General features: G+C 38.2%; 10 protein-coding genes and 2 pseudogenes. 10 read left to right on the forward strand and 2 right to left on the reverse strand.

The window, feature by feature from the left end:
- Positions 1 to 122 precede the first annotated feature (122 nt).
- The 7 genes from V7077_RS24780 to V7077_RS24810 all read left to right on the forward strand — a co-directional run bounded on the left by V7077_RS24780 (position 123) and on the right by V7077_RS24810 (position 9,367).
- On the forward strand, positions 123 to 2,381 hold the full coding sequence (locus V7077_RS24780; protein ID WP_335506913.1) for a helix-turn-helix domain-containing protein: 2,259 nt from the start codon (positions 123 to 125) through the stop codon (positions 2,379 to 2,381).
- Between the two features lie 222 nt (positions 2,382 to 2,603).
- Entirely contained in the window at positions 2,604 to 3,458 is an 855-nt protein-coding gene (locus V7077_RS24785) for a 3-hydroxyacyl-CoA dehydrogenase family protein (protein ID WP_335506915.1), read from the forward strand.
- 19 nt (positions 3,459 to 3,477) lie between these two features.
- On the forward strand, positions 3,478 to 4,257 hold the full coding sequence (locus V7077_RS24790; protein ID WP_335506917.1) for an enoyl-CoA hydratase-related protein: 780 nt from the start codon (positions 3,478 to 3,480) through the stop codon (positions 4,255 to 4,257).
- Positions 4,258 to 4,372: 115 nt separating this feature from the next.
- On the forward strand, positions 4,373 to 5,941 hold the full coding sequence (locus V7077_RS24795; RefSeq protein ID WP_420489707.1) for a class I adenylate-forming enzyme family protein: 1,569 nt from the start codon (positions 4,373 to 4,375) through the stop codon (positions 5,939 to 5,941).
- A gap of 20 nt (positions 5,942 to 5,961) precedes the next feature.
- Positions 5,962 to 6,384, forward strand: a complete 423-nt coding sequence (locus V7077_RS24800; protein WP_335506919.1) for an acyl-CoA thioesterase — start codon at positions 5,962 to 5,964, stop codon at positions 6,382 to 6,384.
- Positions 6,385 to 6,388: 4 nt separating this feature from the next.
- Positions 6,389 to 8,092 (forward strand): acyl-CoA dehydrogenase family protein, encoded by a 1,704-nt coding sequence (locus tag V7077_RS24805; protein WP_335506921.1) that lies wholly within the window; start codon positions 6,389 to 6,391, stop codon positions 8,090 to 8,092.
- Between the two features lie 99 nt (positions 8,093 to 8,191).
- Positions 8,192 to 9,367, forward strand: a complete 1,176-nt coding sequence (locus tag V7077_RS24810) for an acetyl-CoA C-acetyltransferase (RefSeq protein WP_335506923.1) — start codon at positions 8,192 to 8,194, stop codon at positions 9,365 to 9,367.
- 79 nt (positions 9,368 to 9,446) lie between these two features.
- On the opposite strand, the pseudogene V7077_RS24815 reads toward V7077_RS24810, so the two are convergent.
- Positions 9,447 to 10,549 (reverse strand): annotated as a pseudogene (locus V7077_RS24815) (MBL fold metallo-hydrolase).
- Positions 10,550 to 10,574: 25 nt separating this feature from the next.
- A pseudogene (locus tag V7077_RS24820) lies at positions 10,575 to 10,741 on the reverse strand (LysR family transcriptional regulator); the annotation flags it as partial.
- A gap of 66 nt (positions 10,742 to 10,807) precedes the next feature.
- On the opposite strand from V7077_RS24820, the gene V7077_RS24825 reads away from it, so the two are divergent.
- The 3 genes from V7077_RS24825 to V7077_RS24835 all read left to right on the forward strand — a co-directional run bounded on the left by V7077_RS24825 (position 10,808) and on the right by V7077_RS24835 (position 12,141).
- Complete coding sequence (locus V7077_RS24825; protein ID WP_420489708.1) at positions 10,808 to 10,966, forward strand: hypothetical protein; 159 nt, start codon at positions 10,808 to 10,810, stop codon at positions 10,964 to 10,966.
- A 401-nt stretch (positions 10,967 to 11,367) separates the two neighbouring features.
- The gene (locus V7077_RS24830) at positions 11,368 to 11,823 is read left to right on the forward strand and encodes a C40 family peptidase (RefSeq protein ID WP_335506925.1); all 456 of its coding nucleotides are present in this window, start codon (positions 11,368 to 11,370) and stop codon (positions 11,821 to 11,823) included.
- Positions 11,824 to 12,015: 192 nt separating this feature from the next.
- Positions 12,016 to 12,141 (forward strand): hypothetical protein, encoded by a 126-nt coding sequence (locus V7077_RS24835; protein ID WP_335506927.1) that lies wholly within the window; start codon positions 12,016 to 12,018, stop codon positions 12,139 to 12,141.
- The last annotated feature ends 61 nt before the right edge of the window (positions 12,142 to 12,202 follow it).

A 12,202-nucleotide genomic window follows, 5' to 3' on the forward strand; every position in this document is an offset into this window, starting at 1 on the left:
CCCGGAGATGGTTCTTCGGGATTTAACTAATTAGAAAATAAATAGGTCTAAAAATACTAAATTACGAATTGTTATACTTTTCAAAATATATTTCTATTAAAATAAGAAGGGAAGAAGAAAATATGGATGAGGGGAAATGGGTTATGCCGTATATTGACAAGGATAAACTAATGAAGAAATTAGAAAACCATTTACGCTCCACAGCCAGACAACTAATTAAATTTGATACTGAAGATCAAGTACTCCAATATTTAACAGGGGTATTTCATTCTGAATTATACTGTGATTTTGTTGGTGTGATCCTAAATGAAACTGGAAATTTTGTACCCAAAGCATGGAGCGGAAACCTGCCTGCTGTGATAAATTCTTTTCCAATTGAAATACATAATTGTTCCCCGAAGCTTCTGCGTCAGAGTTTAACAAATGATCGTGCCGACTCACCTGAAAGCTGCCACCTTTCAAAAGTACTTAAAGATGCCCATGTTAAAACCTGGTTTACTGTGCCCCTTTATGATAACGATTACAATTTAGGGTTCTGTATTGTCGGTTTTTTAAATTATGTTCCATTATTAGATATGGAGATGCCTTTTGAAGAATTCGGAAAAGATATTGCTGTAGCCATGGCCATGGCAAGAGAAAAGAAATCCCAATTGAAAAAAATTGAGGGGATTGAATGGATCAGTAAGAATCTATCCCTCAATGCACCGATTGAGAAACATATTGCAGAGCTGACAATGAGAGCAGGTGAGGGAACCAATGCGGACTTTGCTTGTATATATTTATATAATGAAAAGGAAAATAGCTTTGTCTTTCAGCCGCCGGCTTATGGAGAAAGTGAGTTTCCTCATAGGATTATGATCGAAGATAATTATATGCTTAATAAGTATTTTCCGTTTTTAGAGACTCCTGGCGGAACATATATGACCATCCCCTTGATTATTGATTTAAAAACAATTGGCGTGTTGCATATTGAGAATAAAAAGGATGTTATTTTTACCGAAAATGATTTAAAAATGTTGGAGCTATTATCGAATCATGTGGCCGCTATCTTGGAAAATGCCCGTCTATTTAACAATGAAAAGGAGAGTAAGAACCGTCTCCAATTTTTGTTAGATTTCCAACAAGCGCTGGTGAAAGAAACAGTAGAAGTTGATAACTTTGATGGAATTACATCCATGCTTGCAAACTTGTTTCAAAATCCAGTTATCTTATATGACCGATTTATGCAGCCTATTTCGTTTAGTATGTTTGATAAACAGAATCGGGTGCTGCTTCCAGAACAGATCGCTGATATTGCAAAAAATAGGAGAAATAAAAATAGAGGTCTCGAATATTTTTCAATTGAAGACCCGGGGGATTCCTCATGTAGTTTCTCCTTTTTAATGATAAATGGCGGAGGTAGTTTACTAGGGTTTCTTGCCGTATGCAGGACAAATGGAGAGATGGACGAGATTGATCGGTTAACCATTGAATTGTCGAGAAATATTTGTTCCATCCAATTTATCAAACAAAAGCTGGTTCTCGATGCTAAAGAGCAGGCAAAAGATAGTTTTATCAATAAATTGCTAACGGAGAACATAGAAGATTCAGAGGGCATTCTTCAATACGCTAATCTTTTCCAGTGGGATCTTTTTCAAAGTCATCAAATTGCCGTTCTGTCAATCACGCTCGATGAAAGAGAGATAAAGGAAAGCAATCTGTTTGAACAGCAGTCGAAAAAAAACCAAGTATGGGAATATATTAAATCTCATTTACAAGAGGTAGATAAATCTATAATCACTGCCTATCATGATGAGAAATATGTATTAATTGTTCCATTAAAAAGTGAAAGCGCTCTTCTTAAAAAGTACTGGCAATCGATTTATTCAAAAATTAACAAATGGACCTTAGAAACCGCTATAAAATGCAAGGTTTTAATGGGAGTGGGTGGAAGCACAACTAACCTGCAAGATTATTTTGTGAGTTATCAACAAGCCATCCAGGCATTAAATATTGTTACCAGTCGTTTACGGCAAAGCGGTTTTACATTATTTGATGAATTAGGTTCTTATGCAATTCTCCATCATTTAAATTATTCTGTGGCCATTGATTTATTTGTAAAAAAACAACTCGGACCCCTGCTATCCTATTCAGAGGGCAAAAATACAGACCTTTCTAATACACTTCATACATTTCTCCAAAACAATGGGAATGTCAAAAATACAGCGGAGGAACTTTATATCCATCGAAGTTCCTTACTTTATCGTCTTGAAAAAATTGAATCACTCTTAGATATTCAGCTAAGCGATGCGGAAGTAAGATTTAATTTAATGATGGCTTTAAAACTTTATGATATGTATGGGAATGAAATGGTGAAAAACCCATTATTAAATGTAAAGTAATAACGGTTCCCTCATGTTTGGTCAATAATCCATTAGCGGATTATTGACCTTTTTATGGACCCACAGCTGTATAGTCTCCTGTTTCATATTCTATTAAACCGTAAAATAGATGAAAAATAGTATGTTTTTTCCTACATTGTGTAGGTACAATTTAACCGAGCAAATTCGCTATAATAAATTTACAGAAATAATAAAAAATTAAAAATATAAGGAGTTGCAGATATGGCCATTCAAACAATTGGTGTTGTAGGAGCAGGATCCATGGGGACAGGCATTGCGAACCTTGCCGCTATAAATGGATTTAATGTAGTTTTAAGAGATATTGAGGAGCGCTTTTTAGAAAGCGCTTTAAACCGAATGAGTAAGTTTATGGAAAAGAGTGTCGCAAGAGGAAAAATGACAGAGGAACAAAAGCAAGAGGCTTTAGGTCGTATTCAAACAACGACTAGTTTAGAAGATTTTAAAGATGTGGATCTTGTTATTGAGGCAGTCCTTGAAGAGCTTACTCTTAAAAAAGAAGTATTTTCGGCTCTGGACAAAATTGTTCGAGAGGGAGTCATTTTAACAACAAATACCTCTTCCATGTCCATTACGGAAATTGCCGCAGCAACAAACCGCCCCGAGCTGGTTGCCGGCATGCACTTCTTTAATCCGGCACAAATCATGAAACTCGTTGAGGTGGTAAGAGGATTTAAAACGAGTGATGAAACGGTGCAAGAATTGAAAGCGTTATCTAAGAGACTATCAAAAGAGCCGGTTGAAGTAAAAAAGGATTCTCCTGGATTTATTGTCAACCGAATTATGCTTCCTCAGTTTATTGAAGCGATTAGGCTGGTTCAAGAAGGCGTTGCTTCCTACGAGGACATCGACAAGGCAGTAAAACTAGGATTAAATTATCCAATGGGCCCATTTGAACTTCAGGATTTTGCCGGAGTCGATATTGGCTACCATGTTATGAATTATTTTAAAGAAGAATTTAGCGAAAACTATTATGCACCGCCGCTTCTATTAAAACAAATTGTGAAGGCAGGCAGATTAGGGAAGAAAACGGGTGCAGGATTTTACGATTACGAATAATCATTTGGAGGGAAAAATCATGAGTTATGAATTTTTATTATGTGAAATTGAAAATAAAGTAGCAGTTGTAACAATTAACAGACCACCAGTAAATCCATTGAATACACAGGTGTTTAACGAATTGTCCGATTTATTCGACCATCTGGAAACAAATGACGAAGTACGGGCGATTGTTTTAACTGGAAGCGGTGAGAAGGCTTTTGTAGCTGGTGCTGACATCACTGAAATGGCTAACTTGGATCTTGTCGGTATTAATAAAATGAACAAAACATCAAGAGCTGTTTTCTCAAAAATTGAAAATCTGGCAAAACCTGTTATTGCAGCATTAAATGGGCTTGCCCTTGGCGGTGGTCTTGAACTCGCACTAGCATGTGATTTGCGTATTAGTTCAAATAAAGCGAAATTTGCCTTTCCTGAAGTGGGTCTTGGCATTATCCCTGGAGGCGGCGGTACCCAGCGCCTGCAAAAAATCGTTGGTCAGGGAGTAGCGAAGGAATTGCTCTATTTTGGGGAAATGTTTGATGCTTATCGTGCCTTAGAACTACAAATCGTTAACAAAGTGGTACCTGTAGAAGAGCTACTTGAGACTGCTAAGGAATGGGCCAACAAATTAGCACAAAAACCGCCAGTTGCCCTGCAAATGTTGAAAATGGCCGTTAATACGGGAGGAAACACTGATATCGAATCGGGATTAATTATTGAAAGTACCTGCTTTGCCAATGCTTTCTCAACAGAAGATCGTAAAGAAGGACTAAAGGCCTTTGTAGAAAAGAGAAAACCAGTGTTCGCTGGTAAATAATAAACAAATATGAACCTTCAAAACTTTAACAAAATGAAGTATCCGACGAACCAGATGGATACTTCATTTTCGGATTTATTTTAATAGATAGTATCATAGTGAATCATATGGAGTGATGATAGTGATAGGGAATGATCGTAATTATTTTACGGTTTATGGAATCCTGGAACATGCTGCAAAAGTCTTTGGGGAAAATGAAGCTGTCTTTGATTTAAATAATCGAATAACATTCTCACAAATGAAAGCTAATGTGGACAAACTAGCAGCCGCATTAGTCAGGCGCGGAATTAAAAAAACGGATCGAATCGCAGTCTCCGTACCGAATTGGTATGAGACGATTGTCATATTTTTCGCTGCTGCAAAAATTGGAGCCGTACTTGTACCTTTTAACCCCAAATATAAGGCCCATGAAGTCAGCCATATTTTAAGGAATTCAGAACCCAAAGCATTAATCGCCACAGAAGAATTTGAAAGAAATTTCGGGTTTAAAGATGCACTTTACTTTGTACCTGAAATCATTACGGTAAGGTCCATCATCAATAATTTCCCTTCATATGATGATTTAATAAATGATGATACGTTAGAAAATGGTCAAGAAGAAGATATTGATGTTAATAATGATTTATTTTGTATTTTATATACTTCGGGTACGACCGGTGTTCCAAAAGGCGTTATGATCACTCATCGCAGTGTTGTGCAATCTGCTAATGTAATGGGGATTGAGCTGCGCTGCTCTGATAAGGATGTTTTGATTCTTCCTTCTCCTTTATTCCACATCTTTGGTATGGCTGTTAACCTGTTTAATGCGGCTTTTACAGGTACTCGGATCGTTTTATTGGAAAAATTTAATCCAACAGAAATTCTCAATTTAATCGAGCAGGAAAAAGTGACCATTCTTAATGGCGTGCCAACCATGTTCATTAAACTTCTAGAAACAAAAGATTTTGACCACTATGATTTATCCTCACTAAGAACAGGTGTTGTTGGAGCATCACCCATTCCTGCAACGAAAGTGAAAGAAATAAGAGATCGGATGGGCATTAATCTATGTCAATCATTTGGTATTACGGAGACGGCTTCAGTTACTTTGTCACCATATGATGACGAGGAAAAGAACATAATTGAAACACTAGGAAAACCACTACCAGGGGTAAAGATAAAAATAGTCGATGATAATCGAATGGCATTACCTCCTTGGGAAAAAGGGGAAATCGCCATTCATAGCTTTGGAAGGATGAAGGGTTATTATAAATTGCCGGAACAGACTGCAGCCGTACTTGATCACGAAGGCTGGTATTACACTGGTGACCTTGGTATGCTCGATAATCAGGGCAATCTGAAATTTATTGGCAGGAAAAAAGAAGTTATCATTCGAGGCGGCTTTAATATCTACCCTCAAGAAATTGAAGCCGTTTTATCAAGGCATCCTAAAGTAGTAGAATCTGCGGTCATCGGTCTTCCTCACGAAACACTTGGTGAAATTGCCTGTGCAGTAATCCAGCTGAAGGACGGGAAAGAAGGCACAGAGGAGGAAATGAAAAATTACTTAAAGGAACAAATGGCAACTTACAAGGTTCCAGAAAAAGTCCTATTTACGGATAAGTTCCCCGTAACTGCAAGTGGAAAAATTCAAAAAATGAAACTTCGGGAAGAAATTGCTGTTAAAAAGAGTCCAACAATTTAAAGTTGAAGGGAGCAAATAAGATGAAAACTGAATTTCATTTTCAAGTACGCTGGGGAGATACCGATGCGGCAGGAATCGTTTATTACCCGAATTTTTATAAATGGATGGATGATGCAACACATGCGTATTTAGCAGCCATTGGCTATCCTTCTTCGGAGCTATTTGAAAAACAGAAAATTGGGGTTCCCCTGCTGGAGGCCAATTGTATCTTTAAACGACCGCTCTTGTTTGAGGATCAAGTCGTAGTAAAGAGTTATGTGGAAGAACTACATAACAAAGTATTTAAAATTAAGCATGTATTTGTAAGAGGTGATCAGGTTGTAGCCGAAGGGTATGGAGTCCGTGCATGGACGTCTTTTAAAGAAGAAAAACCAAAGGCACAGCCTATTCCAGATTATATCCGAGAAAAGATGCTGCCACAAGTTGAAGCCGTGGAGGGATAGTATCATGCTGACAGAAAAGAAAGCTTATAAAAGCTTTTTAAATGAGGAAATTTTGTCAACAGATGTGTTTACCCCTGAGGATTTTGAAGATGAACATATTATGCTTGCAGAAATGGCTAATAAATTTGTTATGAATGAAGTGTATCCCAAACTAGAAAAAATAGAGAATCAAAAGTTTAATGAAACGATTAATCTAATAAAAAAAGCCGGGGAGCTCGGTCTGATTGGTGCCGATATCCCCGAAGAAGATGGCGGACTAGCGTTAGGGAAGGTATGTGCAACCATTATATCTGAGAAAATGGCACTCGGACGTTCCTTCTCCATTACCTTTGGAGGGCAAACAGGTATTGGTGCGCTGCCAATTGCTTATTTTGGAACAAAACAGCAAAAGGAGAAGTACCTTCCGGACATTTTGACTGGTGAAAAAATAGCTGCCTATGCCTTAACAGAACCGTCCTCAGGCACAGACGCGATGAGTATAAGAACCCATGCCGTTTTATCAGAATGTGGTACGTTCTACGTCTTGAATGGGGAAAAACAATGGATCACGAATTCTGCGTTTGCCGATATTTTTATTGTTTATGCAAAGGTTGACGGACAAAAGTTTACCGCTTTTATTGTGGAAAAAGGTTATGAAGGTGTTTCTACTAGTCCTGAAGAAAAGAAAATGGGGCTTAAAGGTTCTTCCACCCGTTCTCTTATTTTAGAAAATGTAAGAGTTCCAGTAGAAAATGTGATCGGGGAAGTCGGCCGTGGGCACATTATTGCCTTCAATGTGTTAAACATTGGGCGCCATAAGATCGCAGCAACTTCACTCGGAACAGCGAAACGTGCGATTGAACTGGCGGTAAAATATGCAAATGAGCGCAGACAATTTGGTCAGTCCATTTCTAATTTCAATTTAATTAAAAGTAAATTGGCGGATATGGTAATAAAAACGTTTGTCAATGAGAGCGCGATTTACCGAACCGCAGGTTGGATGCAGGATGGGTTTGATGAAATGAAGCAAACTGGCAATAATTACGGAGAAACAATTGCCAGGTATGCAATGGAATGTTCAATCAATAAAGTCATGTCGACAGAGATTCTTGATTTTGTAGTAGACGAGGCCGTACAAATTCACGGTGGTTATGGATATATGACTGAATATGAAATTGAAACCCTCTATCGTGATTCCCGAATCAACCGAATCTTTGAAGGTTCAAATGAGATTAATCGAATACTCATCGCAGCCACTGCGTCAAAAAAACATCAAAGGCCAACGGAGGACAATACGATTAAAAACGGTGTTTTCCAACGTGAGAAGCAGGTACTTCAACTATTGAAAAAACTGTTCAATGAATCTATCGAATCTATTAATAAGAATTCACTTGATAATTTTAATAGGGAACAAGAAATCGCCGCTTTTCTCGCCGATTTGGTTATTACTATTTATGCTATTGAAAGCGCGATTCTAAGAACGGAAAAAGCCATACAGAATTCTGGTGAGGAAGCAAATAGACTAAAGATTGATTGTACGAGGGTATATTCGCTAGAAACTTCTCAACAGCTTGCTCTGAGAGTTCTAAATATGATCAATCATTTCGGTGAGGGCGAAATTTTTTCACGAATCGCCAGTCTCCTCATTATGAGCAGTTCGGAAAATATCATAGCGATTAAACGAAGAATGGCGAATGCTGTTATTAGGGAAGAATGCTATGTTTGCTAATTAACTCGGGGACGGCAAAAGTATGATATGAGGACTGATTTAGAACTTTTCCCTGAATCAGTTTTTAAATGAAAGCGTTTTGAAAGGGAGATGGAGTAGATGAGCAACATCGTATTAGTAGAAGGGGCCAGAACCGCATTTACCGAAATATCTGGCACCTTTAGAGGGATATCTGCAACAGATTTAGGAGCAGAGGCAGCGCGTGGAGCGATTCGAAGGGCAAATATCAATCCAGAAGATATTGATCAGGTGGTTTTTGCTAACGTTCAGCAATCCAGTAAAGATGCTCACCTTTTAGCACGGCATGTTGGATTAAAGGCAGGGCTTCCTATCCATGTACCAGCGTTAACCATTAATCGTTTATGTGGAAGTGGGGTAGAAGCGATTTTAACCGCAGCCCGTTACATTTTGACAGGGGAAGCAAAAGCTGCACTTGCTGGAGGAACTGAGAGCATGAGTAATGTACCCCATGTCATTCCAGGGATGAGATGGGGGAGTCCTCTAGGCGGCCCTGTTATTGAGGACTGGGTATGGGATGGTTTATACGATACAGTAGGCGGCTGTACAATGGCGGATACTGCAGAAAATTTGGCGGAAAAATATAAAATTACACGCGAAGAGGTGGATCAGCACGCACTATCTAGTCATGAGCGGGCCTTATCAGCGATTGAAAAAGGTTATTTACAAGAAGAGATTATACCGGTAACAGTTCAAGGCAGAAGAGAAGAAATCGTTGTGGATCGTGATGAACATGTTCGCAAAACAAGTCTGGAAAAACTAGCGAAATTAAAGCCCCGGTTTATCCAGAATGGTGTGGTTACTCCTGGTAATGCAAGCGGGATGGTAGATGGGGCTGCTGCTGTGATTGTCACTTCAAGTGACTATGCAGAAGAAAAAGGATTAAAACCACTCGCAAGACTTGTATCGTGGAGTGTGGTTGGCGTTGACCCGAAATATATGGGGATCGGTCCTGTTCCTGCGATTCAAACGGCCTTGAAAAAAGCAGACCTGAATGTTAAAGACTTAGATTTAATCGAAATCAACGAAGCCTTCTCTGCGCAATATTTAGCTTGTCAAAGAGAATTAGGCTTTGATCCGGCAATCGGAAATGTCAATGGGGGAGCGATTGCGCTTGGACACCCACTGGCGGCAAGCGGTACTAGAATTACGTTATCGCTAATCTATGAATTACAAAGAAGAAACGCAAAATACGGTGCATCTGCTGTGTGTATAGGCGGCGGGCAAGGAATCGCTTCGATTTGGGAACGTTTATAAATCATTTAAACAAAGAACCAATCAATTTAAATCGATTGGTTCTTTTTTAATCTATAATTGCTCATCTTTCTATTTCCTACTATTTTACCTTTTTCCACCAAGGTGAGATAGGAATGGACAACTCCCCATCTAGTGGAACTGTTTCGCCAATTTTTGGAGCTAACAAATTTACTCCCGATTTTTCCGACGCTTTTAATGCTCGTTCTATAGGTTCTGTCCAACCATGATAAGCAAGGGTAAAGGCCCCCCAGTGAATTAACATCATATTCTTGCCATTTACATCTATATGAGCCTGAACAGATTGTTCAGGTGTCATATGGACCCAAGACCAACGACGGTCATATTGTCCGCCTTCCATTAAAGTAAGGTCAAATGGTCCGTACTTCTTCCCAATTTCCTTAAAATGTGTATCATAACCACCATCCCCGCTTGTATAGAAACGTGTCTTTTCTCCAAGAATGACCCAGCCGCCCCAAAGGGTGGAATTTCTATTAACGGTCCTCTTCCAGAAAAGTGTTTGGAAGGAGTGAATGCGACAGATAAGCCTTTGAACTCAGTTTCATCCCACCAATTTAGTTCTGCTATTTTTTCTTTGTTAACACCCCAATTGATCAAGTGTGCACTTACACCAAGAGGAACGAAGAAATGATTGACCTTGTTCTTTAATTTTTTTATAGAAGGATAATCTAAGTGGTCGTAATGATCATGAGTAATAAAAACAGCATCAATCGGCGGCATTTCATCTATAAGATGCAACAGATCTTCACTGTAACGTTTGCTTCCTACGAATGAAACAGGTGAAGCAACAGGACCTAGCATGGGATCTATTAGTATCTTTTTATTGTCGATACTAAGTAAATAAGCAGAATGACCAAACCAAGTTAAATTGTCTTCCTTATTTTTGATTTTGTTCCAATCGATCTTGGATACAGGAATTTTACCTTTAGGAGTACGGTCTTTGGCACCTGAAAAACTTTCCTTAAGCATGGAGAAATAATCAGTTGCACTCATAGTTAATTTTGATGTTTCTGGATTGATAAATTTACCATCCACATAATTGTCCAATTCACTAAATTGCTCTTTTTGTTTTTTACTTGGGTTGTCACCGAAAGCTGGATGTATGTTAATAAACAATAAGATGAAAACCAGTAATAGAACTAAAAAACTTACTAAATAAACCATCACCTTTTTCATAATCCCCCTCACGTCAGTCGATAATTTCTTTTACTTCTGATAAAGACGTTGAAAATTTTTCCTGAATCTCTTTTAAAACAGATCAGCAGCAGCGGAAAAAACCTGATGCTTTTTCCAAACAATATTTAAACCAGATTCAAGTTTTGGCACTAGCGGTCTAAAACAAAGGTTGTTGCAGCTGTTCTTTCTATTAAGCTTGGGTTGACTCCATCGATTGACAGCATTCAGTATCATCACTGGTGGGATATGAACACAGGTGAAAGAGTGTTAGATCAGAGTGCTGGACATGCAGTAAAAACATGCCCGGGAACAGGATTCTTCGGCGGTAATAGTACTACGGATGCCATAAATAATTTTTATCCGCTTGTGAGACAAAGAATGCAGGAAATCTTGGCTACTCTGTAAAGAGAGAAGGAGGGGAGAGACATGTTATTTAACTATAAGGGGATTATTGGAAATTGGGAGAACCAGTCACGTATGACAGGTTCTTTTTTTATAGGGTAACTCTACTAAGGAATATTTCAGTTTTTTTCAACTCTGTTTCAGCAGAATCAAAATATTACTAGAAACTTCTTTTCCAAAATAGTAATAAGACCATTCATTTATTTAAAAGGGAGCAGGCGTATAAGAATCGGGATTGACGGAGTGTTATTAAGTTATTCAAGTTAAGGGGTTAATTGAAAGAAAGAGGATTTTAAAATTATACTAGAATTATCTTTGTAATGAAATTGTTATATAGCTGTGATGAGCTCGTTATATCTTTCTAGTATAGTAAAGCTATCAACTCACACGAGGAGGAAACAATCATGCTAAAGAAATTCATCGTAGCCTTTACTATATTAGCTTCTTGTGGCTCTTTGTTCGCCGCCAAGGGTGAAAAAGCGGAAGCAGCAACTTATAATTATCATACAGCCGCAATTTCAATTGCGAAATCTCATATTGGCGTTCCTTACAGATGGGGCGGAATGTCGCCTAGCGGATTTGATTGCTCAGGTCTAGTGAAGTATTCATACGGAAAAGCAGGAAGAACACTAAATCGTACGGCAGCCCAGATGTACTATGGTAATGGGTATCGACCATCCAATTTACAGACAGGTGATTTATTGTTTTATGGCCCATCCAAAGTAAGTGCCCCAACCCATGTTGCTATTTATATCGGATATGGGAAAATGATCATGGCATCCTCTTCAAAAGGGGTTATTATCACCAACACTAGCAACCCATATTGGCATCCTAGATATATTGGAGCAAAGCGAGTTTAAAGATCATCATGACGATGGTCTTTTTTTTTATAAGTATTTTTCTAATCAAAAATATTGCTCCTAATAAAGGGTGATAAAGTTACCTATTATTAGTTAGTTATTTTCCCCTTTTTCATCCTTTATTATTTTTTCCGGAATGTTTTTTTTGCTGGTTGGTTAAATTATAAGCATATTAGAAGTGGTGGTGAAAACATGACTAAACGCAATATTAAAACGAAATCAGGACTGCAAAGTGCGAAAAGTATTACAAGTTCTGAATTTGCTTCGGAAATGAAACCGCAAGATAAAAAAGCAGAAAAAACAAGGCCTTCCTCATAAGCTTAACATACAATTTAAGTTAGAAAGCGCTAGAGACCTATCCTCTAGCGCTTTCTAACTT

This window comes from Neobacillus vireti, from assembly GCF_036962465.1.
Taxonomy (GTDB): domain Bacteria; phylum Bacillota; class Bacilli; order Bacillales; family Cytobacillaceae; genus Neobacillus; species Neobacillus vireti_B.